The sequence below is a fragment of the Streptomyces sp. CC53 genome, assembly GCF_001865245.1.
GTDB lineage: Bacteria > Actinomycetota > Actinomycetes > Streptomycetales > Streptomycetaceae > Streptomyces.
On sequence record NZ_MKXB01000188.1, the window covers coordinates 1 to 22,136 of the forward strand.

Annotated in this window: 24 protein-coding genes; 11 read left to right on the plus strand and 13 right to left on the minus strand. The window is 74.1% G+C overall.

Features of this window, described 5'->3' with window-relative positions:
- Window positions 1-98 precede the first annotated feature (98 nt).
- A complete protein-coding gene (locus tag BJP40_RS23300; protein WP_071282114.1) occupies window positions 99-863 on the plus strand; it encodes an SDR family oxidoreductase in 765 nt (254 codons plus the stop codon).
- Between the two features lie 577 nt (window positions 864-1,440).
- On the opposite strand, the gene BJP40_RS33240 is transcribed toward BJP40_RS23300, so the two are convergent.
- Window positions 1,441-1,662 carry an acyl-CoA carboxylase subunit epsilon gene (locus BJP40_RS33240; protein ID WP_107416844.1) on the minus strand — a complete coding sequence of 74 codons (222 nt, stop codon included), beginning with the start codon at window positions 1,660-1,662 and terminating at the stop codon, window positions 1,441-1,443.
- A 280-nt stretch (window positions 1,663-1,942) separates the two neighbouring features.
- Between BJP40_RS33240 and BJP40_RS23305 the strand changes: the two genes are divergently transcribed.
- The 3 genes from BJP40_RS23305 to BJP40_RS23315 are packed head-to-tail and all read left to right on the plus strand — an operon-like array spanning window position 1,943 to window position 4,876.
- Window positions 1,943-3,118, plus strand: a complete 1,176-nt coding sequence (locus BJP40_RS23305) for a type III polyketide synthase (protein ID WP_079171395.1) — start codon at window positions 1,943-1,945, stop codon at window positions 3,116-3,118.
- Window positions 3,108-4,340: a cytochrome P450 gene (locus BJP40_RS23310; RefSeq protein ID WP_071282115.1), complete on the plus strand. Its 1,233-nt coding sequence runs from the start codon at window positions 3,108-3,110 to the stop codon at window positions 4,338-4,340. The genes BJP40_RS23305 and BJP40_RS23310 overlap by 11 nt, the downstream gene beginning before the upstream one ends.
- Before the next feature lie 32 nt (window positions 4,341-4,372).
- A complete protein-coding gene (locus tag BJP40_RS23315) occupies window positions 4,373-4,876 on the plus strand; it encodes a cupin domain-containing protein (RefSeq protein WP_079171399.1) in 504 nt (167 codons plus the stop codon).
- A gap of 90 nt (window positions 4,877-4,966) precedes the next feature.
- Here the strand turns inward: BJP40_RS23315 and BJP40_RS23320 are convergent, their stop codons facing one another.
- Window positions 4,967-5,428, minus strand: coding sequence for an SPW repeat protein (locus BJP40_RS23320; RefSeq protein ID WP_071282117.1), 462 nt, complete (start codon window positions 5,426-5,428; stop codon window positions 4,967-4,969).
- 344 nt (window positions 5,429-5,772) lie between these two features.
- Here BJP40_RS23320 and BJP40_RS23325 point away from each other — a divergent pair, with 344 nt between their 5' ends.
- Both BJP40_RS23325 and BJP40_RS23330 read left to right on the plus strand, forming a co-directional pair.
- Window positions 5,773-5,961, plus strand: a complete 189-nt coding sequence (locus BJP40_RS23325; protein ID WP_071282118.1) for a hypothetical protein — start codon at window positions 5,773-5,775, stop codon at window positions 5,959-5,961.
- Between the two features lie 321 nt (window positions 5,962-6,282).
- Window positions 6,283-6,747, plus strand: a complete 465-nt coding sequence (locus tag BJP40_RS23330) for a subtilase-type protease inhibitor (protein WP_079171396.1) — start codon at window positions 6,283-6,285, stop codon at window positions 6,745-6,747.
- A gap of 240 nt (window positions 6,748-6,987) precedes the next feature.
- On the opposite strand, the gene BJP40_RS23335 is transcribed toward BJP40_RS23330, so the two are convergent.
- On the minus strand, window positions 6,988-7,440 hold the full coding sequence (locus tag BJP40_RS23335; protein ID WP_071282119.1) for a two-component system response regulator: 453 nt from the start codon (window positions 7,438-7,440) through the stop codon (window positions 6,988-6,990).
- 301 nt (window positions 7,441-7,741) lie between these two features.
- Window positions 7,742-8,155 carry a hypothetical protein gene (locus BJP40_RS23340; protein ID WP_226962828.1) on the minus strand — a complete coding sequence of 138 codons (414 nt, stop codon included), beginning with the start codon at window positions 8,153-8,155 and terminating at the stop codon, window positions 7,742-7,744.
- 192 nt (window positions 8,156-8,347) lie between these two features.
- On the opposite strand from BJP40_RS23340, the gene BJP40_RS23345 reads away from it, so the two are divergent.
- On the plus strand, window positions 8,348-8,674 hold the full coding sequence (locus BJP40_RS23345; RefSeq protein ID WP_071282120.1) for a plasmid stabilization protein: 327 nt from the start codon (window positions 8,348-8,350) through the stop codon (window positions 8,672-8,674).
- Window positions 8,675-8,711: 37 nt separating this feature from the next.
- Here BJP40_RS23345 and BJP40_RS23350 read toward each other — a convergent pair whose 3' ends face one another.
- On the minus strand, window positions 8,712-9,389 hold the full coding sequence (locus tag BJP40_RS23350) for an HAD family hydrolase (protein ID WP_071282121.1): 678 nt from the start codon (window positions 9,387-9,389) through the stop codon (window positions 8,712-8,714).
- Window positions 9,390-9,619: 230 nt separating this feature from the next.
- Here BJP40_RS23350 and BJP40_RS23355 point away from each other — a divergent pair, with 230 nt between their 5' ends.
- Entirely contained in the window at window positions 9,620-10,111 is a 492-nt protein-coding gene (locus BJP40_RS23355; protein WP_071282132.1) for a DUF6328 family protein, read from the plus strand.
- Here the strand turns inward: BJP40_RS23355 and BJP40_RS23360 are convergent.
- Window positions 10,093-11,646, minus strand: coding sequence for an ATP-dependent DNA ligase (locus tag BJP40_RS23360; RefSeq protein ID WP_071282122.1), 1,554 nt, complete (start codon window positions 11,644-11,646; stop codon window positions 10,093-10,095). The genes BJP40_RS23355 and BJP40_RS23360 overlap by 19 nt on opposite strands.
- 805 nt (window positions 11,647-12,451) lie before the next feature.
- On the opposite strand from BJP40_RS23360, the gene BJP40_RS23365 reads away from it, so the two are divergent.
- Window positions 12,452-13,501 carry a phosphatidylinositol-specific phospholipase C domain-containing protein gene (locus tag BJP40_RS23365; RefSeq protein ID WP_071282123.1) on the plus strand — a complete coding sequence of 350 codons (1,050 nt, stop codon included), beginning with the start codon at window positions 12,452-12,454 and terminating at the stop codon, window positions 13,499-13,501.
- A gap of 19 nt (window positions 13,502-13,520) precedes the next feature.
- On the opposite strand, the gene BJP40_RS23370 is transcribed toward BJP40_RS23365, so the two are convergent.
- From BJP40_RS23370 to BJP40_RS23400, 7 genes are all read right to left on the minus strand, one after another.
- Entirely contained in the window at window positions 13,521-14,432 is a 912-nt protein-coding gene (locus BJP40_RS23370) for a DUF6397 family protein (RefSeq protein WP_071282124.1), read from the minus strand.
- Between the two features lie 96 nt (window positions 14,433-14,528).
- Window positions 14,529-14,936 carry a roadblock/LC7 domain-containing protein gene (locus BJP40_RS23375; RefSeq protein ID WP_071269248.1) on the minus strand — a complete coding sequence of 136 codons (408 nt, stop codon included), beginning with the start codon at window positions 14,934-14,936 and terminating at the stop codon, window positions 14,529-14,531.
- A gap of 133 nt (window positions 14,937-15,069) precedes the next feature.
- Window positions 15,070-15,660: an ATP/GTP-binding protein gene (locus tag BJP40_RS23380; protein ID WP_071282125.1), complete on the minus strand. Its 591-nt coding sequence runs from the start codon at window positions 15,658-15,660 to the stop codon at window positions 15,070-15,072.
- Complete coding sequence (locus tag BJP40_RS23385; RefSeq protein ID WP_071282126.1) at window positions 15,641-16,063, minus strand: DUF742 domain-containing protein; 423 nt, start codon at window positions 16,061-16,063, stop codon at window positions 15,641-15,643. The genes BJP40_RS23380 and BJP40_RS23385 overlap by 20 nt, the downstream gene beginning before the upstream one ends.
- Window positions 16,060-16,521, minus strand: a complete 462-nt coding sequence (locus tag BJP40_RS23390; RefSeq protein ID WP_071282127.1) for a roadblock/LC7 domain-containing protein — start codon at window positions 16,519-16,521, stop codon at window positions 16,060-16,062. The genes BJP40_RS23385 and BJP40_RS23390 overlap by 4 nt, the downstream gene beginning before the upstream one ends.
- Window positions 16,518-19,184, minus strand: a complete 2,667-nt coding sequence (locus BJP40_RS23395) for an ATP-binding protein (RefSeq protein WP_079171400.1) — start codon at window positions 19,182-19,184, stop codon at window positions 16,518-16,520. The genes BJP40_RS23390 and BJP40_RS23395 overlap by 4 nt, the downstream gene beginning before the upstream one ends.
- A 49-nt stretch (window positions 19,185-19,233) precedes the next feature.
- Window positions 19,234-20,160 carry an MHYT domain-containing protein gene (locus BJP40_RS23400; RefSeq protein WP_079171397.1) on the minus strand — a complete coding sequence of 309 codons (927 nt, stop codon included), beginning with the start codon at window positions 20,158-20,160 and terminating at the stop codon, window positions 19,234-19,236.
- A gap of 149 nt (window positions 20,161-20,309) precedes the next feature.
- Between BJP40_RS23400 and BJP40_RS23405 the strand changes: the two genes are divergently transcribed.
- Together BJP40_RS23405 and BJP40_RS23410 are read left to right on the plus strand one after the other, a co-directional pair.
- The gene (locus BJP40_RS23405) at window positions 20,310-20,909 is read left to right on the plus strand and encodes a class I SAM-dependent methyltransferase (protein WP_071282128.1); all 600 of its coding nucleotides are present in this window, start codon (window positions 20,310-20,312) and stop codon (window positions 20,907-20,909) included.
- A gap of 500 nt (window positions 20,910-21,409) precedes the next feature.
- On the plus strand, window positions 21,410-22,136 hold a 727-nt coding region (locus tag BJP40_RS23410), incomplete at its 3' end, for a hypothetical protein (protein ID WP_071282129.1).

A 22,136-nucleotide genomic window follows, 5' to 3' on the forward strand; every position in this document is an offset into this window, starting at 1 on the left:
GTCCCCGGTGGGCGGTGCGGTGAGAAACCGGGAGGCTGGGGTGGGGTTCCCGGCGGCTGCCGCGGGCCTGTCGGCAGTCGGTGGGTGCGGAGGTGGGCATGGCGGGACCGGATCGGCCGGTCGTTCTCGTGACCGGGGCGTCGTCGGGCATCGGTGAGGCGGTCGCCGACCGGTTCGCCGCCGACGGTGTGGGGCGCTGGAGGATGCTGCTGTCCGGCCGCAGCGAGGAGCGGCTCGACGCGGTGGCGCTGCGGACCGGGGGCGGGGCGCTGGTGGCGGACCTGGGTGAGCCGGGTGGCGTGGAACGTCTGGCGGACGGGGCCCTGGAGCGTACGGGGCGGGTCGATGTGCTGGTCGCGTCGGCGGGCATCGGCTGGGCCGGGCCGTTCGTGGACATGCCCGCGGCGGCGGTGGAGCGGGTGGTGGCGGTCAACCTGACGTCGGTCGTGCAGTTGGTGCGGCTGCTGCTGCCGGGGATGGTGGCCCGGGGGGTGGGGCGCGTGGTGCTGATCGGCTCGATGGCCGGATGTGTCGGGGTGGCCAACGAGGCCGTGTACGCGGCGACGAAGGGCGGACTGGTGGCGTTCGCGGACAGCCTGCGCTACGAGCTGGCGGGTACGCGGGTGCGGGTCGCGACGATCCTGCCGGGTGCCGTGGACACACCGTTCTTCGCGCACCGGGGCGCTCCCTACCACCGGGCGTGGCCGCGGCCGGTGCCGGTGGACCGCGTCGCGGAGGCGGTGTGGCAGGCAGCGGTGCGGGGCCGTGAGGAAACCTTCCTGCCACGCTGGTTGGCGGGCCCGGCACGGCTTCGCGGGGCGGCGCCGGGGGTCTTCCGGGCCATGGCCAGGCGGTTCGGCTGAGCGACCGGCCACCGAAGCGACGGCTGACCCGCGCCCGGGCGGGAACCGGCGGTGGGCCCCCCGCGCGCGGGTGAGCGGTGCCGCCTCAGGGGGGGCGGGCGGCAGGGGACGGACCGGGCGCGGGTCGCCGCGGCTGCGTCCTGGCCGTCGCTGCTGGTCCGCTGGGGCAGGGGCGGCGCTGCGGCGCCGGACGGCGGGAGGACGTCACGCGCGATGGGGGCCGCGACGACCGGGCACGCGCTCCCCGGTACCCGGCGCAGGGTGCGGCCCGGACGCGGGCGCCGCTGCGGCGGCAGCTGCAGCGCCGGTGCGTCCTGCGCGGCACGCTCAACCGCCACCCGTCACCTCGGGCGTCCCCCTGCTCAGTGGACGTGGGTGACCGGGGAGGCCCGTGTGCCGCGGCGCCCGCGGCCCGGCCGAGGGACGGGCCGGGCCCCGTCGCTGCCCACGGTCGGCCGGCAACTCCCGGCCCGTGCGGTGCGAGCCTCGGGCGCCGCCGGCCCGGCGTCCCGTCCGTCGCCCGACGGGCGGGCCCGGGCCTTGTCCGGCTGTCCTGCCGCGTCGCCGCGGTCGCTCCTCAGGGGCGGTGGAACGGCATGTGGCCGCGGGTGCACCAGGAGTGCGGGACCGGGTGGGGGCGCCAGGCGCGGTCCCAGTCGGGCCGGTGAGCCCGGTGCACCCGGTGGTGCCCGTCCACGCCGGCGACCGTCCCGTACACCACCGCGCTCAGCACGGCGGTGACGGCGGCGAGTTCCGCAGCGGTGGGTGAACCGTGAACTATCCGTAGCGGGTGGTGCATTGGTCCATCGTGCGTCGGTCGCTCGGCGTGCGCATCCGGTGACGCCGCGGGAGGCGGCCACCCGTCCGGCGGGGCTTTCGGGCGGGGCCGTACGGGTGAGGATCGCGGAGAGGGGTCGAAGGTCCCCGCGGCGCCGGTGGCCAGGGGCGGGCACGCGACCGGGCCCGTCGCGAGGAGGCCCGGCGGTGACGGGACGGAGCCGCCTCGACGCGCGCGGTTGCGACGGCTCGCCGATCCTTTGAGTGAACGCGAGCAACACGCGACGAAAGGGCTCGACGTCATGGCCACGTTGTGCAGACCCGCGGTGTCCGTCCCCGAGCATGTGATCACCATGGAGGAGACGCTCGACCTGGCGCGGACCATCCACGCGGACCACCCCCAGCTTCCGCTCGCCCTTCGGCTGATGGAGAACACCGGCGTACGCAAGCGGCACCTCCTGCGTCCCATCGAGGAGACGCTCAAGCACCCCGGCTTCGAGGAGCGCAACGCCGTCTACGAAGCCGAGGCGAAGGCCCGGGTGCCCGCCGTCATACGCCGGGCGCTCGACGACGCGGAGCTGCGCCCCGCCGACATCGACGTGATCATCTACGTGTCGTGCACCGGCTTCATGATGCCGTCGCTCACGGCGTGGTTGATCAACAGCATGGGATTCCGCAGCGACACCCGGCAGGTGCCGATCGCCCAGCTCGGCTGCGCCGCGGGCGGGGCGGCGGTCAACCGGGCACACGACTTCTGCACCGCCTACCCGGACGCCAATGCGCTCATCGTGGCCTGCGAGTTCTGCTCGCTGTGCTACCAGCCGGCGGACCTGGGCGTCGGCAACCTGCTGTCGAACGGGCTGTTCGGCGACGGTCTGGCCGCCGCGGTGATGCGCGGCAAGGGCGGTACGGGCGTGGCGCTGGAGCGCAACGGCTCGTACCTGGTTCCGGAGACGGTCGACTGGATCGCGTACGACGTGAAGTCGACCGGGTTCCACTTCAAGTTGGACAAGCGGGTTCCCGGCACGATGGAGCCGCTGGCCCCGGCGCTCAAGGAACTGGCGGGTCAGCACGGCTGGGACGCCTCCGACCTGGACTTCTACATCATCCACGCCGGAGGACCGCGCATCCTGGACGACCTCAGCAAGTTCCTCGGGGTGCCGCCGGAGGCGTTCCGGTTCAGCCGGGCGACGCTGACCGAGTACGGGAACATCGCGAGCGCCGTCGTCCTGGACGCGCTGCGGCGGCTCTTCGACGAGGGCGGTACACGGGACTCCGCACGCGGGCTGCTCGCCGGCTTCGGGCCGGGCATCACGGCGGAGATGTCGCTCGGCCGGTGGACCACGTCGGGCGCGGACACCGCGCGGACGGCGGGAGCCGGTCGCGGCCTGCCCGAACGGGTCGCCCTCTCGGAGGCGGCCACCGTGGCCCTGACCGGGGACGCGCCGCTGACGGAGGGAACGCACCGTGTGGGATGAGACGGCGACGCAGACCGCCCCGGTACTGCCGCCCGTACGGCACTGGCCCGCACTGGACCTGCACGGGGTCGAGTTCGATCCCGTGCTGGACCGGCTGATGCAGGAAGGGCCGGTGACCCGGATCAAGCTGCCCAACGGCTCCGGCTGGGCGTGGCTGCTGACCCGGTACGACGACGTGCGGATGGTGACGAACGATCCGCGGTTCAGCCGGAAGCTGGTCGTGGACCACGATGTGACGCGGCTGGCGCCGCATTTCATCCCGGTCGACGGGGCGGTGGGGTTCGAGGACCCGCCCGACCACACGCGGCTGCGCCGTGCCGTGGCTCCCGCGTTCACGACGCGCGGGGTGGAGCGGCTCAGGGACCGCGCCCGGGGGATGCTCGACGAGCTGGTGGAGGGGGTGCTGCGGGACGGGCCGCCGGCCGACCTCACGGAACGGCTGCTCGGACCGTTCCCGCTCGCCGTGGTGTGCGAGCTCATGGGTGTGCCCGCCCCCGACCGTCCCCGCATGCACGAGTGGACCAACCTCATCCTGTCGTCCGCGCAGGGCGCCGAGCGCAGCCAGCGGGCGAAGGAGGAGATGTGCGGCTACTTCGCGGAGCTGATGCGCGGGGAGCGTGAGGGCGGCGACGACGACGAGACCGTCGTCGGTCTGCTGTCCACGGCCGTGGCGGCCGGGGAGCTCACCCCGTCGGAGTCGGTGGGGCTGGCGCTGCTGATCCAGATCGGCGGCGAGGCGGTCACCAACAACACGGGCAACATGCTCTTCATCCTGCTGAACCGGCCGGACCTCATGAACCGGCTGCGGGAGGACCCCGGGGTGCGACCCCGGGCCATCGAGGAGCTGCTGCGCTACATCCCGCACCGCAGCGCCGTCGGCCTCTCCCGGATCGCCCTGGAGGACGTGACGGTCGCGGGGGCCCGGATCCGGGCGGGTGAGGCCGTCTACGTGTCGTACCTGGCGGCCAACCGGGACCCGGACGTCTTCCCGCAGCCGGACCGGATCGACTTCGACCGGGCGCCGAACCCGCATGTGGCGTTCGGATACGGGCCGCACTTCTGCGTCGGGGCGATGCTGGCCCGGCTGGAGTCGGAGCTGCTCGTGGACGCCCTTGCGGAGCGCTTCCCCGGGATCCGGCTCGCGGTGCCGGCGCGGGAGGTGCGGTTCCGCAAGGGTGCGCTGATCCGCGGACCGGAGTCCATGCCGGTGGTGTGGTCGTGACGGCGCACGCTTCGGAGGGGCTGCTGGTGCCGATGGGGCACGGGCGGACGTTGAAGGCGCCCGCGCACCAGGTGACGTTCAAGGTCACGGGTGAGCACGCGCGTGCGGCGTCCAGCTTCGAGGTGGTGGTGCCGCCGGGCTTCGATGTCGGGGCGCACGTGCACACCAAGAGCGAGGAGCTCTTCTACGTCCTGGACGGCGAGCTGGAGGTGCTGGCCTTCGAGCCGCGCGTGCGGACGAAGGACGACTGGCGCCACTGGGAGTCACCGACGGGGCTGCGCACGGTGCAGGCGACGCGGGGCACGGTGATCGTGGTGCCGCCGGGCTGCCCCCACGCGTTCGCGAACCGTTCCGGCGAGCCGGCCACGATGTTCTTCCAGGCGTCCCCTCCCCCGGACCACGAGCGCTACTTCGAGGAGCTGCTGGAGATCCTGGAGTCGGGCGGGCCCCCGGACCATGCGGCGATCGCCGCCCTGCGGGCCCGGTACGACATCGAGCAGCTGACGCCGATGCGGCACGCGGCGCCCGTCGTGTGACGGCGGGTACGGAACGCCGTGGGCGGGGCGGTCGCCCCGCGGGCCCCGGACGCGGTGCTGCGTCCGGGGCCCGCGGCTGTGCCTCTCAGGTCAGGGCGTGCGGCTCCCGCGCCCGCCGAAGGAACGCGACGATCCGGCGCGACGCTCACCCGTGGCCGCCATGGCGGCGCCGAGCAGCAGGGCGACGGCACCGACGATGACGTTGTTCCACACGGTGCGGGTCGTGTCGACGTTGCCGGCGACGACCCACGGCGCGACGATCGTGAAGGCGCCGATGGCCACGGCGCACCAGGCCATGGCGTGGGTCCGCTCGTACGCGGATCCGAAGCCGCCCATGCACGCGGCGTAGGCGATGCCGAGGATCAGGTTGGTCACGGCCAGCGTCGTGAGCCCGCTGAAGCCCGCGATCCACGGCGAAGCGGCCAGGTACACACCGGTGATCAGGGCCAGGGCCTCGACGGCCTGGGCACGCGGGGTGGTCGTGGCCTGCTCGAACCGGGCGCGCATCTCGGCGAGGTCAGGGTGTTGCTCGATGGTCGGGTGGGTGGTCATTGCGGGCCCGCCTCCTGTAGAAGCCTTTATCTGCCCTTTACGACCATCTAACTCCTACTACTCCATTCGGGTCAAATGGATCTTCGATGGACATAACGGACGCGCTGTCGACGGGGCTCGGCGCGACCGACAGGACACCTTGCACCGCGGCCACCCCCCGCACGCAGGACGCCGGACGACACCTCTGCGGCAGAGCGTCGTTGATCAGCCTCGGGGGAAGCCGCGCGTCCCCGAGGACCGGCCGCCCGGAGCGCCTGACCGGCGCGACGACCGGAACGGGGGCCGCGCAGGCCCCCCTGCGCCCGCACCATCCGCCGACCACGCCGCCCACGAGGAGCCCGCCCATGACCCTCCGCACGACCGCACTGGCCGCCATCAGCCTGCTCACGGGCGCAGCCGCGGCCACCGCTGCGGCACCGGCGTACGCCGCACCCGCCGAGTCGGGCGACACCGTCGCGCTGGTACAGAAGGACATGGTCACGCCGTGGTCGGTCGTCGACTTCGCCCTCGATGGCCTCAGCGAGAACGATTAGGAGCGATACGAGCATGTTGCCGCCACATTTCGGACGTGTTGCAGTTCACTCACCGCAGCATTCTGCTCATGGTGCACCGTTGAACATCACTCGGCGACCGCATGTTGACCAGGAGTGACAGGACGTCACCACTGAGAAGTGGAGCAGCAACCGTCGACTTCGCGTCACTGTTTGAATAACAGACCAAACTGAAAAGCTCCGCTGAATGTGCGTCAACAGCCGGGGCCCGGCAGGCTGTGCTCCGTACCCGCCGGAGTCCGGATGGACCCGGCGGTACTCCAATGAAGTTCACGAAGTTCAACGAACAGGGAGATGGCACACATGTGGACCCCGCTGAAACGCGCCGCCGTATGCGGAGCGGCCCTCGCCGCCATGGGCACCATGACACCCGCGGCAGTCGCGACGGCCCAGGCCGCCGGGTCGGCCGGGGTCGCCCGGGCCGCGGAGGCGGAGACCCGGCTGTACGCACCGAGCGCCGTCGTCCTCACTGTGGCGAAGGGGGAGAACGCCACGCACTCGACTCCGCTGCGCGCGGTCACCCTCACCTGCGTCCCCTCGCCGGGCGGAACGCACCCGGCGGCGCAGGACGCCTGCGCCACGCTCTGGGACGTGCAGGGTGAGTTCAGTGCCCTGCAGGGCGACGAGCAGCGCGCCTGCATCAAGATCTACGACCCCGTCGTCGTCACCGCTCAGGGCGTCTGGGAAGGCCGGCGCGTCGACTTCGAGCGGACGTACGGCAACTCGTGCGAACTCGGCGTCGAAGGCACCAGCGTCTTCTCCTTCTGAGACGCGCCGAGACGCGCCGAGAGGCGCGACCTCACCGGACGGCGCCCGCGTCGTGCCCAGCGGCGGCAGCCTCCCCCTGCCCCCGGCACGGCGCGGGCGCCGCGGCATGCCGGGGCCGGGAACGGTGCTCCGCCGGTCCTCAGTGGGGACTGCGGCGCCAACCGGGCGGGCTCCTGAATGCCTGCGGCAGTCGGTCCGGCCCGGTGGCCGCGGCCGGCAGACGGCGGCGGAGCGCCCCGTTCAGCGCGGGGTGTCCGCGGTGGCCGGGCTGCGCGCCGGGGTGGAGACGGCCCCGGGAGCGGGCGGGTCCGGTCGGGAGAAGCGGTGCAGGTAGCGGACCTTGATGCAGAGCGACCAGGGATCGATCGGCTTCACCAGCAGGTCCGCGGCTCCCAGGCGCATCGCCGTACGGGACAGCTGGGTGTCGACGCCCATGCCGGTCACGAGGATGACGGGGATACGCCGGGTCTGTTCGAGCCGCTGCATGTAGCGCAGCACGTCGAGTCCGCTGACGCCGGGCATGACCACGTCCAGGACGGTCACGGCGATGCCTCCGCGGAGCACCGCCTTCAGGGCGGCGTCGCCGCTGGTGGCCGACTCCAGCGGGTAGCCGAGCGGGGAAAGGGCGCTGTGCAGGGCGAACAGGTTGTCCTCGTGGTCGTCGACCAGCAGGACCTTCTCCGCGGCGGACATGTCCTCACCTCCGCTCCGTGGAGGCGTGCGGTCGGCGCGTGCCCCCATCCCCTCCAGGATGCTCCTGCTCCGGCGATGTCGGCAGATGCACGGCGAAAGGGGCCGCCGTGGGGCCCGAAGACGCCGCTCACGCCTCCGGAAGGGCGACGACCCCCTGGCGGCAGGGGAGCCAGGCCCCTGAACGTCTCTCACGGTTGCGCGGAACGGGTGCGCCCGGCGCGGCGGGAGCCGGCCGGGCGCGGTGGGTGGTTCGGTGGTCCAGGCCTGGGCGCCCGCACCGTAGCGAGCCGGCCCGCCCAGGTCAGCGGGGTGCGAGGAGCAGTCGTGACTCCTTCTCGTGCTCCCCGGACACCGACTGGAGGGAGCGGATCTCGAAGAGCCGCTCCATGGCCTTCTCCACCTCCGCCACAGCATGGTGGTCACCTGTGAGCAGTGCCTCGACCGGGGTGGAGAGCGGCGGGGGGCCGGGTTCCTCCGCGGCCGGGCGCGGAGTCGAACTGTCGAAGGTCGCCATCCACACGGTCGGCTCACGCCCCGCCGCCGGCCGCGGCGACGGGGCGACGTCCTCGCACCCGGCGAACACGTGGTCGAGCGCGTCGAAGACGGCCACGGCGTCCGTACGACCGCACTCACTGAGCTGGATCGTGACGTCGCAGTGGGCGGGGTGCTCCGGGGCGGTGCGCCCCGAGGCGGGGTCGGTGCGGTCGCTCTGCATGCGGTTCTCCACGTCTGGTTGCCTCCACGTCTCTGACGGCCTCGGTCTGCCGTACGTACGTCCCCATCGCGCCACGGAAGCGGCCCGCCTGCCACTCCGGACGGGACCCGGAGCGTTTGGGCCGGCCGCTGCCCGGTACGGGATGAGGAGCACGGGGGCCGCACGGCAGCGGTAGCCGACAGGAGGTACACGATGCCCGCAGGATCGAGTTCCAAGCGTGAGCGCCAGTACGAGCACATCAAGGAAGGCGCCGTAGAACGGGGCGAGAGCGAGAAGCGCGCCAAGGAGATCGCCGCCCGTACGGTGAACAAGGAGCGGGCCCGCGGCGGGGAGTCGAAGACGTCGTCCAAGAGCTCCCGGAAGGGGGCGTCGCCCTCGGAGCGGGGCGGGCGGCGTTCGAGTGGAGGCTCCGGCGGCCCGGCCTACGACGAGCTGTACGAGGAGGCGAAGCGGCGGGACGTGCACGGCCGCTCGTCGATGAACAAGGCGGAGCTGCGGCGCGAGCTGGGCAAGGGCTGACTTCGGAGCGCGGCCGACGGGGACGCCGGGGCGCCGTTCAGCGACCGGCCCGCGGGGCGGAACCGAACGGGCTCTCCTCCAGCCGGGCGAGGAGGTCCGCCGGGTCGGCGTACACGGCCCGGGCCCCCGCGGTGGTGAGGTCCGCCTCGGGAATGCCCCCGCACAGCAGACCCACGCAGGTGACCCCGGCGCGGGTGCCGGCCTTCATGTCCCAGACGGTGTCCCCGACGAAGACGGCACTGTCGGACGGTGCTCCTGCACCGTCGAGGGCGCGCCGCACCGGGTCCGGAGCGGGTTTGCCGTGTTCGACGTCGTCTGCGCTCGCCGTGGCGGTGATCGCGGCGTCTGCGTCGATCGCCCGGCGAAGCGCCGACAGCTCCGCTCCTCCGGCGGAGGTGGCCAGCACGACCGCCCAGCCCCGGTCGGCCAGGGTCCTCAGCAGTCGGCCCGCTCCGCGGAAGGCCGGGAGGCGGTCGAAGTACGTCCCGTAGAGGGTGGTGTGCGCGGCGCTCAGCCCGGAGTCGCCCGCACGGTCCCGCCCCGGATCCAGGAGGTGTTCGATCAGATCTGCGGAGCCGAGGCCGACGGCCCGGTGCACGGCGTGCATGGGCACGTCGTGGCCGGCTTGCCGGAAGGCCTCCCACCAGGTGGTGACATGGAGGTGGTTGGTGTCGACGAGCGTTCCGTCCACATCGAAGATCGCCGCGCGGGGCATACCGCTCCGACCGCCTTCCTCGTTCTCGTACGGGCTGCTCACAGCTGTGCGGTACGAGCATGGGGTGCGGGCCCCGGGTGCGGGCGCACCGCCGGTGCGACACCCGGGAGCTTCCTTCCGGTGCCGTAGCGGCGCCGCGCCGCGTGCGGGTCGCGGCCGACGGCGGTGCAGACGGGCCGCGGCAGGTGCGGAGGGATGCGAAGGACACGGAAGAACTGCAGGAGGCCGCCATGCCGGACGGGGACGGAACGATTCGGGGACGGCACGAGACACCGGAGGAGCGCGCGGACCGGCGGTGGGGTGAACTGCTGCAGGAGATCCGCGTCGCCCAGACGGGCGTGCAGATCCTCTTCGGCTTCCTGCTGACAGTGGTGTTCACGTCGCGGTTCACGGACCTGTCCCGTGGGGACAAGGTCCTGTACGTCACGACCGTGGTGCTCGCGGCGACCGCCTCGGGGGCGCTGATAGGACCGGTGGCGTTCCACCGCATCGTCTCGGGGCGGCGGATCAAGCCGCAGACGGTCGAATGGGCGTCCCGGCTGACGTTCGTCGGGCTGCTGCTCCTGCTGCTGACGATGGTCTCGGCTCTGCTGCTGGTGCTTCGCGTGGCGACGCACGACCCGTACGTGCCGTGGCTGGTCGCGGGGGTCACGGCGTGGTATCTGGTGAGCTGGTTCGTGCTGCCGCTGTGGGCGCGGCGCCGCTACACGATGCGGGAGTGAGGGGAGCCCTCTGCGAGGACCCGGTCGACGGTGTCCGCCTGGGCGGCGGGCTTGTCCGGGCGGTGGCGCAGGACGCGGGCGAAGCGCAGGGTGATCCCCGCCGGATAGCGGGGGGAGCGCTGGACCCCGTCGTAGGCGATCTCGACGACGAGTTCGGGGCGCACGTGGACGGTCGTGCCGTCGTCCGTGACGGCGATCTCCCGCAGACGGTCCGTCTGCCAGCGGAGCATGTCGTCGGTGAGGCCCTTGAAGGTCTTGCCGAGCATCACGAACGAGCCGTCGGCTGCCCGGGCGCCCAGGTGGAGGTTGGACAGGAGACCGGTGCGCCGCCCGTGGCCCCATTCGGCGGCCAGGACGACGAGGTCCAGGGTGTGCACCGGTTTCACCTTGAGCCAGGACCTCCCGCGGCGGCCGGCGGTGTAGGCGGCGTCGAGCGCTTTGACGAGGACGCCCTCGTGGCCGCGGTGCAGCGTGTCGGAGAGGAACGCCTCCGCCTGCGCGCGCTGGGCCGGCTCGGCCGGATCGGTGACGAGGGTGCGGCGCACGCGCATGGGCTCGGGCACCAGGTGGCTGAGCACGGTGTGCCGCTCGTGACCGGGCAGGTCGAGGAGTACCGCTCCGCCTGACGCCAGTACGTCGAAGAAGACCGGTGACACGGGTCGCGCGGCCGCGGCGGCCGCCACGTCGGCACGGGAGCCCACGCGGGAGGCGATCTCCTGGAACGGCAGGGGGCGACCCGCCGGGTCCAGTGCGATGACCTCACCGTCCAGGATGAAGTCGTCCCCGGGCAGCCCGCGGGTCGCCGCGTCGACCTCCGGGAGGCGGTCGGTGATCTCGTCGAGGGAGCGGGTGTAGATCCGGACGTCGTCACCGCTCCGGTGCACCTGGATCCGGATGCCGTCGAGTTTCTCCTCCACGGCGCAGGGCCCTACGGCGGCGAGGGCGTCGGCGACGCTCTTGGCGGTGTGGGCCAGCATCGGCTGCACGGGACTGCCGACGCGCAGCCGGAACCGGTCCACCGCCGCGGGTCCCTCGCTCAGGAGGGCCTGGGCGACCCTCGGCAAGGACCCGTCGAGCATGACGGCGCGGCGCACGTCGGCTGCGGGCGCGCCCGCAGCCGCGGCGACGCCTTCGAGGGCGATCGCGTCGAGGGCGCCCTGCCGGATCTCACCGGTGAGGAGCCTCGTGAGGAACAGCTGCTCGGGTGCGGTGGCGGCGCCCATGAGGTCCCGCAGGATGCCCTGCCGTTCCGCTCGGGAGCCCGGCCCGGTGGCGAGGGCGACCGCGGTGAGGGCCGCGTCGGTGTCGGCGACGGTGAGGGTGGCGTGGCCGGCAGGTGGGACCTCCTGACGGAGGGTGCTCCACCCGACGCCGATGCGGCCCTGCGGGAGACGGCCGGCCAGGTAGGCGATGACGAGGGGGGCTTCGGCCGGGTCGGTCGCCGCGAACAGCTCGGCCAGGACGGCGGTCTTGCGCGAGCGCGCGGAAGCGGCGGCCACCTCCTGGGACACGTCGGCGAGTCGAGCGAGCAACATGCGCCCATGCTGCCCGGGTCGCCGGCGGGACGCACCCCGGGCCGCTCCTTCGTCCGCGTCCCGTTTCGGTGCCCGCCCCGCCCTCAGTGCACCTGCGGCCCCGGGGCGCGGCTCCGTCTCCGTCCCCTATGGGGCGTGCGTCCCGGCAGACCGAGGCGCCACCGGGCGGCCCGGGCCCCGGCAAGGCCCCGCTGCGGCGGACGAAGCCCTACCAGTCACAAGGTCACCCGCGAAGTCACGACGGACCCGGGCTCCGGCGGACGCGGGCCCCAGCAGGCCCAAGCCCCGTGGCCGCACTTTCCGTCCGGCGCGAGCCCCGGGGGCGCACGCCCCGACGGCAAGCCTCCGGCGCAAGCACCGCCCCCGCAGCGTCCGGCCGACACACACCCCGGCAGGCGCGGGCCCCAGCGGTCGCGCGCCCTGGCGGTCACCGTGCCGGAGGTCGTCAGGGCCGGCACCTCCGGGGCGAAAGGACACGGGACGCGGCCGGCGGCACACGTGCCGCCGCGTGCCCTCAGTGGAGGTGAGTCGGCGGGGCGGAGCCCCGACGGGCGCGGCACCCGGTGGCACGGTGCCGCCGGGTGTGCCGAGCCGGTCTCACGGCTCGGTGCCGCCGCCGCGTTCCTGCGGAGCCTGTCCCTGTCGCCTCCCGTACGCCACAAGCCGACTGCGGGGCGCACCGCGGCGCTCACCGCCTTCGCAGTCGGCGCGTCGCCGGCCGGTACGTCGCAGGTCTCCCTTCTTTCACCCGACTCCCCTACTCTGCCGTCGATTTCGCACCGGTCGACGGGAAGCAGGGGATCTCATGAGAGTGCTGTCGCGTGCTGCCTGCTCCACCGTTGCCGCCGTCACGGCCGGCGCCCTGGTGTTGGGGCCGGCGCCGGCCGGTGCCGTGGACGCCGGGCAGACGTCGTACGCGACGTCGACGTGGGTCGGGGTCCACAACGCCTACGAGAAGGACAAGTTCAGGTACTTCGCCGACGCCCTGGACTCGGGCGCAGGGATGCTGGAGCTGGATGTGTGGACCAACGCGTTCGGCAGGTCCTGGCGGGTTTCCCACAGCAATCCCTTCGGCAACGACAACAACTGCGAGAACGCCTCCCACTCCGGCGAGTTGCGCAGCAAGCCGCGCAACCGGGATCTCGGCGGGTGCCTGGCTGACATCCGGGCGTGGCACGACGCCCACCCGGGGCACCGCCCCGTGCTGCTGAAGATCGAACTGAAGGACGGGTTCCAGGGCCGTCACGGGCGCGGGCCCGCCGCTCTGGACGCTCTGCTGACGCAGCGGCTGGGAGACGCCCTCTTCCGACCCGCCGACCTCGTGCGGGGGCACGCGGACCTGGACACGGCGGTGCGCACGGACGGCTGGCCGGCGCGCTCCGCGATGGCCGGCAAGTTCGTCGTCGAGCTGATCCCGGGCACGGTGGAGGAGGGTAATCCCGCGGACACCCTGTGGACGGACCGTGAGTACGCCGAGCACCTGCGGGCTCTGGCCGCTCAGGGGAGGCTGCCGGAGGCGGCCGCGTTCCCCGCGGTCCACGGAGCCCAGTCGGGCGATCCGCGGGAGCGGTACGGGGACGCCGGGCTGAGGCCGTGGTTCGTCGTGTTCGACGGGGATGCCTCCGTCTTCACGGGCGGGACCATCGACACCGCCTGGTACGCACGGCGCAGCTACCTCGTCGTCACGACCGACGCGCACCGGGTGGCACCGGCGATCGACGGCGTCCGCCCGACGGAGGCCGAGGCGCTCGGCCGGGTGGAACTGCTCGCGGGCCGGCACTCCAGCGTCGTGTCCGCCGACTGGTTCCCGCTGCCCGACGTGCTGGCCGCCGTCGTGCCCCGAGGCTCCGTGTGAAGTCCTCCCTGACCTCTCGTCACGTGGGGCTCGTGCAGGAGACGGGCCGGCGGGCACGGGTGCGCCGCGGCAACAGGGACGAGGCGCGCAGCCGCCCGAGCAGCCCTGGACGCGGCTCGGCCGAGAGGACCGGCGGAGTCGGTCCGGGGCACGTCCGCGGCAGGTCGTCCGGGGGACGCGGGGCCGGGCGGAGAGCGCGGGCGTCCCGCAGTTCCTCCCGCAGCAGGGTGGCGTAGTGGCGGATCTCGTCGGGTTCCGAGGCGTACAGCAGACGCTCGGCCACCTGCCGGGCCGGCCGCTCGGCACGGCCGTGCAGCGGCACAGGACGGATCCGGTCCAGGAAGGCCCGCTCGGAGAGGTCGGCCACCTCATCGGCCAGCAGCGCCGGGGCGAGGAAGGAGGCAAGGACGGCAGCCCGCCTCCAGGGGTCGCGGCTCTCGCCGAGGAGGAGCCCCAGGCGGCGGCTCCGCCAGGTGCGCGGGCGGTCGTCGGCGCCGTCCCGCAGCCGGACCAGCAGTGAGCGCGGCAGTCGGCCGTCGAGGAGCGTCCGGTGGCACGCGGCGGCGGCACGGACATCGTCTCCGAGGTACAGCCAGACGACCGCGCGGTACCGGTTGACGTAGTGGCCGATGGGCGTGAAGTGGCCGGTCCTGGCCAGTTTGACGAAGCGGTCCGGGGTGATTCCCGCGAGGTCGGCGGCCTGGGCGGTGCCGAAGGTGCGGACGCGTTCCCGCAGGCCGTCCGGGAAGTCCGGCTCGGCCCGGAGCCGTTGCACCTCCTCCCAGGGGATCCGTCGGCGCTCGCCGGGCGCGGCGGCCGGGGCCCGCACCAGCCCGAGGTGGACGGCGAGCGCGAACTCGTTGCTGCGCAGCATGAGTTCCTGGGCTGCGCGCGTCGGCGCCAGGGTGTTCATGGTGTCTGCGGTCGTCATTGCGGCCTCCCCCGTCGATTCCCTTACTCTCTGTGACGAAGGTAGCGCCGAGTCGTCGCCCGCCGCTGCGCCTGTGGATAACCCGATCGGGGGCGACTACGGCGTGCGGCGGGGGAAGGGCCGTCGTGCGGCGATCGCCAGGTGTTCGCCGACACGGTTGACCAGCAGGGTCATCTCGTAGGCGACCCGGCCCACGTCCGCATCGGCACCGGTGAGCACGGCCAGGCAGCTGCCTTCGCCGGCGGCGGTCACGAAGAGCAGCGCCCCGTCGAACTCCACCAGGGTCTGCCGCGCACGGCCCACCCCGAAGTGGCGGCCGGAGCCGCGTGCGAGGCTGTGCAGGCCCGAGCAGACGGCCGCGAGGTGCTCGGCGTCCTCCCCCGGCAGTCCGCTGCTAGTCGCGGTGACGAGTCCGTCGTTCGACAGCAGCAGGACATGGCGTATGCGTGCCACGCGACTGGTCAGGTCGTCGAGCAGCCAGTCGAGCTCCTTTTCGAGCGCCATGCTCGTCCCTCCCCGTTCGTCTGTCCCCGTTCCCCGTATCGGCGTAAGCCTTACCCACGGACGAGGGAGGGGCAAGCACCCTCCAGGACACCGCGTCACGGATCCGGTACGCGGTGCAGCCTGCGCCGGCCGGTCAGGGTACCGAGGCGAGGATGCGGGCCGCGTACACGCGCCCGGCGTGTTCGACCAGCCGGATCAGCACGTCCTTGCCGGAGGCGCGGGCACGGGCGTCGCAGAGGACGACCGGAGTGCCCGCGTCGAGGTCGAGGGCCTGCGCCACGTCGTCGGCGGAGTGGTCCGGCGCCTGGGGGAAGCGGTTGACGGCCACCAGGAAGGGGATGGCGCGGTGCTCGAAGTAGTCGACGGCCGGGAAGCAGTCCTGCAGGCGGCGGGTGTCGGCGAGGACGACGGCCCCCAGGGCTCCGCGGGCGAGCTCGTCCCAGAGGAACCAGAAGCGTTCCTGTCCCGGTGTGCCGAAGAGGTAGAGGGACAGGCCGGAGCGGATCGTGATGCGGCCGAAGTCCATGGCGACCGTGGTGGTGGCCTTGCGCTCCACTCCCCCGAGGTCGTCGACCGCTTCGCCGGCCTCGCTGAGCTGTTCCTCGGTGCGCAGGGGGCGGATCTCGCTGACGGCGCCGACGAGGGTGGTCTTGCCGGCTCCGAAGCCGCCGGCGACGAGGATCTTCAGGGACATGCAGTCCGGGTCAGAGGGCTCGGAGGCCATGGATCACTTCTCTCAGCAGGTGTGCGTCGGGGAGCTGTGCGGCGGGGGCGGGGCGGGTGACCCGGACGAGCCCTGCGTCCAGCAGGTCGCCGACGAGCACGCGGACGACGCCGACCGGCAGGTCCGCCTCCGCGGCGAGGTCGGCGACGGAGCGCAGGTCGGTGCGGCAGAGTTCCAGCAAGGCGCCGTGCTCGGGTCCGAGGACGGCGTCGTCCGTCCGGGTCGACGGCGCGTCACCGGCCGGGACGACGAGGGCGATGAGGTCGAGGCGGACGGTGGGTGCGCCGGGCCGGGTCCGGCCGCCCGTGATGGCGTACGGCCGGACGAGGGGCCCCGCGTCGGCGTCGTACCAGCGGCGTGCGGGGCAGGGCGGAACCGGGGGGCCGCCGTGCGACGTGGTCATGAGTCGCCGCCGCCCCGGCCCGCGGTGCGCAGGGCGGCGGGGGCGCGGGGCGGTGTGCGCAGGTGCTCGCCGACCTGCCTGACGAGGCGGGCCATCTCGTAGGCGACGAACCCCAGGTCGGCGGACGCGGAGCTGAGCACGGCGAGGCAGGAGCCCTCCCCCGCGCCCGCGACGAACAAGAACGCGTCGTCCGTTTCCACCAAGGTCTGGCGGACCGCGCCGGCGTCGAAGTGCCGTCCGGTGCCCTTGGCGAGGCTGTGGAAGCCGGAGGCGACGGCCGCGAGGTGCTCGGCGTCGGCCCGTCCCAGGGAGCGGGAACTGCCCACCGGGACGCCGTCGTCGGACAGCACGACGGCGTGGTGCACGTCGTGCAGCCGCGTGACGAAATCGTCCAGCAGCCAGTCGAGTCCGCCGACCGGCCGGGGGGCCGGAGCGGTGAGGTCCTCGTACCCGGTCATCGTGCGTCTCCTTCGCTGCCCCGGGCCGTGAGGGTGCGGGGCCGGGACACGGGGGGCGGGGTGGCGCCCGGGTGGCCGGCCAGGGGGCCGGGGACAGCGCCGCCGCCGCGGGTCCAGCCGTCGCGGTACGCGGTCATGCGCGCCCGCACCTGTTCCGGCGTGCGTTCGACGGTGGTTCCGCCGGTGTCCGGGGTGGAGGGGTCGGTGGGGGCGGGGGCCTCCTGCCGCAGCTGGGGGGCGAGGCTCGCCTGCCGGGTGCGGCGCGGGAGACCGCCCGGTGATGCGGTGGGCGTGCGGTGACCCACGGGACTGCCGGCTGCCTTTCGCGCAGGTGGCGGTGGGGTCTGGTCGGCGGCGCGGGCGGCCTCCCGCGGCTCGGCGGGTGTGTCGGCCTTCCCGGCCGGTTCCGGGCCTTCTTCGTGAGCACCGGTGTCCGACGCGAGGGTGGAGTGCCGCACGGCGGGCGTCGGCCGGAGGGCGGCCGCGGGAGCCGCCGGGATCCCCGCCGGTCGCGGTGCGGAAGCGGGGACGGGACGGTGGGCGTCAGCGGAGCTGTGGGGTGCCCGGGTGCCCGGGATCCCGGGTACGGCGGGGCCGCGCCGCGGCAGCAGGCCGGTGGGCAGGAGCACGACGGCGGTGACGCCCCCGTACGGGGAGGGCCGGAGGTGGACCCTGATGGCGTGGCGGGCGGAGAGCCGGCTGACGACGAAGAGGCCGAGCCGGTCGCTGTCGAAGAGGGCGAGGGCCTCGCAGCCGGCGATCCGCCGGGTGGCGCCGGCCAGTGCCTCGCCGCCCATGCCGAGCCCGCGGTCCTCGATCTCCAGCGCGTAGCCGTTGCCGACCGGCTCCCCGCTGACGCGTACCCGGGTGTGGGGCGGGGAGAACTGTGTGGCGTTCTCGACGAGTTCCGCGAGGAGGTGGGTGAGGTCGGCGACGGCGCCGCCGGACACGGCTGCCGCGGGCAAGGGGCGTACCTCCACGCGCGCGTAGTCCTCGATCTCGGACACCGCGGCACGGACGACGTCGGTGAGGGGTACGGGGGTCCGCCAGGCGCGCCCGGGGGCGGCGCCGGACAGGATGATGAGGTTCTCCGCGTGGCGCCGCATGCGGGTGGTGAGATGGTCGAGGCGGAAGAGGTCGCCGAGTGCGGCGGGGTCGTCGGCGCGGCGTTCCATGCTGTCGAGCAGGGCGAGTTGCCGGTGGACCAGGAGCTGGCTGCGCCGGGCGAGGTTGACGAAGACGCGGGAGATGCCGCCGGCGAGCTCGGCGCGCTCCGCGGCGGCCCCGAGGGCGGCGTGGTGGACGGTGGCGAGGGCCTGCCGGACCTGTCCGATCTCGTCCTGTGCGGGTGGGTCCTGCGGTGCTGCGCCGTCGACGTCGAGGGCCTCGCCGGCGCGGAGCCGGCGCATCGCGTCGGGAAGTTCGCGGTGGGCGATGCCGAGCGCGGAGTCGCGCAGGCCGACCAGGTCCACGACCAGGCGGCGGCCGATGCGCACGGAGATGACGAGCGAGGCGGCGACGGCGCCGAGGCCCAGGAGCACGGCTGCCCCCGCGGGGGTCAGCGCGGCGGAGGCAGCAGAGCGGCCCTGACCGGTCGCGGACCGGCGGACTTCAGCCTGGAGCGCGTCGAGGGCCGCGCTCAGGGAGGTGGCGACGGGTTCCCACGTGGCGGCGGGCACTGCCGCGGCGGCCCGGCGGCCTGCGGCGGCGGCCGTGACAGCGTCCTCTGCCGCCAGCAGCCGGCGGTGGGCGTCGCCGGACGCGAGGCGGCGCCAGGAGGCACGGGCGGGTTCGGGGAGGTCGGCGGCCACCGACCCGAGCAGGGTGCGGCGGGCGGTGGCGGCGCCGGTGAACTCCCGCAAGCGGTGTGCGGGGAGGCTGCCGGTCAGGTGCGCGGTGCTGAGCACGGCGTCCTCGCGGGCCAGGAGTTCGCGTGCGTGGGCGAGGTCCAGTGCCACGCGCGCGTGGGCGCCGTTTCCCTTTCCCGGCAGCGCAGTCAGCGATCCGTGGACGGCCAGACCGGCGGTGACGGCTGCGGTGTAGGTGTCATGAAGGCGTTCCAGCGAAAGGGGAGAACGTTTCTGCGTGTGGTCGCCGGAGAGCGACCCGGCTGCGGTGGCCTGGGCGCGCAGGGCCGGGAGCCCCGCAGTGGCCTCGACGAAGCGGCGTACCCGGTCGGCGGTTTCGGGCGGCACGCCGCCTGCGTCCGCGGTGGTGTACCGGCCGTCCAGGCGGAGCCGGGCGAGGGCGGTGTCGGTGTCGCGGATGCTCCGTCCGAGTGCGTCCGCGCCGGTGGGGCCGGGTGCGGCCATCTGGCGCTGGACGGCGCGGCGTTCGGCTTGGAGGGCGGTGACGGCCGCGGCCACGGGGACGCCCACGCGCTCGTCGGCGAGGTGTGCCGCTCTCAGGGCCGCCACGTCCTGGGCGGTGGTGACGGTGGCGAAGCCCCAGAGGGCCAGCAGGGACACGACGGGCACCATGAGCAGGGAGATGATGCGTGCGCGAAGGGTTCTGGCCGCCTTGCGTCCTGTGGCGTGTTCGCGGTGCGCCCCGGTGCGGGGCGCGTGTCTCCGCCGGCTGTCCGCGAGTGCGGCGTGGGCACGGCGGCCCCGTTGCGGGCGTGGCGTGTGCAGGGCGGCGCCGGAGATACGGGATGTGCTCATGGCCTGTCCTTGGTTCCGGTCGGGGTGGTGGTGTGCGGTGCCGGTGCCGTCACGGCTGCGGCTGGGGGCGCCGACCGGGCGGGTGGTGCTCGCGCGGCCACGGGTCGGTGGCTCCCCGCGGCGGGGGTTCCGGGACAGCGTCCGGCCCGGAGTGCCCGTGCCGGGCGGCGCGGTCACCTACTGGAGGGGACAGGGCGACGAAGGCCGACGTGATGAAGAGGTAGGCGCCGAGGCCGACGGCGAGCGGGAAGATGAACTGCATCGCGGTCGCCCCGGTCAGCGGCTCCGCCGACGGCGACACCTCGACGGTCACCGCTGCCATGCCGGTGTAGTGCATGCTGCTCACCGCGGCGCCCATGACGAGTGATGCTGCGGCCACGGCCGCGGGCGTGCGGATGTTGAGCGCGGCCCACAGGGCGGCGGTGGCCGCCACCACCGCGATCCCGATGGAGAGGGCGACGAGCAGCGGGTCGTAGTGCACGGCGCCGTGGAGCCGGAGCGCGGCCATCCCGAGGTAGTGCATGCTGGCGACGCCGAGCCCGGTGGTGAGCCCGCCGACGGCCAGCGACATCCGGTGGTCGCGGGGGCCCGGTGCCGCCGCACGGGCGGCCGTCCCGGTACGCGCCGCGCCGTCGGGGGGAAGGGCCTCGGCCGGGCGGCCGTGGCTGTGGCCGACGGCGAAGACCCCCGTGCCGACCACGAGGACGGCGACGGCGAGGCTGAGGAGGGTCAGCGGCACGTCGTAGCGGATGTCGGTTCCGACGACGGTGAAGCCCAGCATGGCGATGAAGTGCATCGTCCAGATGCCGGTGCCGATGGCCGAGGCGCCGGTCAGGAGCCAGTTGCGCCGCGCGGCGCCGAAGGAGTCCAGGGCGCGCACGGTGCAGCGCAGCCCGAGGGCGGCGCCCGTACAGGCCATGACGTACGACAGTACGGGGGTCAGCCAGCCGAAGGCGGCGTGGTCCAGGTGTCCCATGAGTCCGGGACGGTAGCCCCGCGGGGAGCGGACGCAGGGCGCACGTTTCGAAAGGCGACGGAAGATGACAGGGAGGGAACCGTCGACGACCGCGCCCTTCCGAACGTGCGCACAGGCGGTCATGCGGAAGGGTGAGGAATGATGAGCCCATGAGCGAACAGCACTCGGACGTCCAGGCGTTCTTCGCTGCACGGGCAGCCGACTGGGACAGCCGCTTCCCGGACGACGGGCCTGCGTACGCCGCCGCGGTCACGGACCTGGGGCTGGGGCGCGGCGACGCCGTCCTGGACGCGGGCTGCGGTACCGGGCGCGCCCTGCCCGCGCTGCGGGAGGCCGTCGGCCCCTCCGGAACGGTCGTGGGCGTCGACCTCACCCCCGCGATGCTGGCGCAGGCCGTGCGGGCGGGTCGGGACCGCAGTGCGGCGCTGGTGCTCGGGGACGTCGGGCGGCTGCCCCTGCGCGACGGGGCGTTGGACGCGGTGTTCGGTGCGGGGCTGGTGTCGCATCTCGCCCGGCCCGCCGAGGACCTGCGCGAACTGGCGCGCGTGGTGCGTCCCGGCGGCCGCCTCGCGCTGTTCCACCCGATCGGCCGGGCCGCACTCGCCGCGCGGCACGGGCGGCAGCTCACCGAGGACGACCTCAGGGCGGAGCCGAGGCTCCGCCCCCTGCTGGCCGACTCGGGCTGGCACATGGTCACGTACGAGGACACCGACGCCCGCTTCCTGGTGCTCGCCGACCGCGTCGGCTGAGACTCCCCGAAGGGGGAGGCGCCGTGGAGGGAGGGCCGGGCCGGCGCAGGGCACACCTGCCGCGACCGGCCCGCCCGTCCCATGCTCGGCGTGCTGCGGACCGGGCGGTGGCCCGTGGGGAACGGCGTACCGGCACGGCGGGGCCGGCCCGTTCCCCGAGGCGGCCGGATCGACCCGCGGGCTGCCGTGTGGTCCCGGCGCCCCCGCCGGCGGGGTGGTGGGGACGGGGCCGGGACACGCGGCTCTCCTCATCGGCCCGCGGGGTGGCGGACAGGGCGGGCGGAAGGAGCCCGCCCGGCAGGGGCGCGGCGGCTCCGCCCGTCCCGGTTCACGGAGGGGCCCGCGGGGCCCGGAAGCGCATGACCGTAGTCGGTGACTCTCCGTCCGGCCGCCCGCTGCTCCGCTGCTTCTTGCTGAGCTCTCGACTCGGGGGTTACTCGCTGGTACGGTGCGCCGACCGGCACTCTCGGGCGAGTGCGACGGGACGACGGGAGGCCGCCATGAGCACGACGGGCGAGAACGTGGGCGCCGGCACGGCCGGCGGGGAGCACGGGGCCGGCAGGACGGGCCCGGACGACTCGCTGTACGTACTCACCGCCGTACTCCTGACACCCGCGCAGTTTCCCAGCGTGCTCGGCGACGACTACCCGCAGGCGTGCCGGGCCCTGGGGCTCGAACCGTACGCCGAGGGGTACGGGCTGGTCCTCGGGCAGGACGGTGCCGGGGCTCGCTGGACGGTCGCGGTGAGTGACGTGTCGCTGGTCGCCGTGGCGGTCGCCGCGTGGGACTGCGGAATGGAGTACGGCCTGTCACCGGGAGAGGACAGCGTGGTGTGCGCCCTTCCGGGGTGGCCGCTCGCCCTGTCGGTGGCGGCGCCCGGTGTGCCCGCCCCGCACGACCCGCCGGCTGCGCCGGGGGATCCCGCGCCTTTGGCGCCGGCCGACACCTCCGCATGGGGTGCGGCACAGCGGCGGTTGGCCGCGGACGAGATCGCCTTGCAGTGGACGTCCTGGCGGGAGCAGCTTGGCGACGACGACTTCCCGGCCCCCGTCGCCGACCCCGGAGGCAGCGGTGGGTGGGTCTCCCGCCGTGGTGGCGTGCACGGTGCCCTGGCCGACCTGGAGCGGTACCTGGAGGATCCGCCGCCTCCGGGGCGGATACGGTCGATGTCCGCGCTCCCGGGCCATGCGCACGACCGGGACGCACGGCGCCTGGCCGAACTCGCCG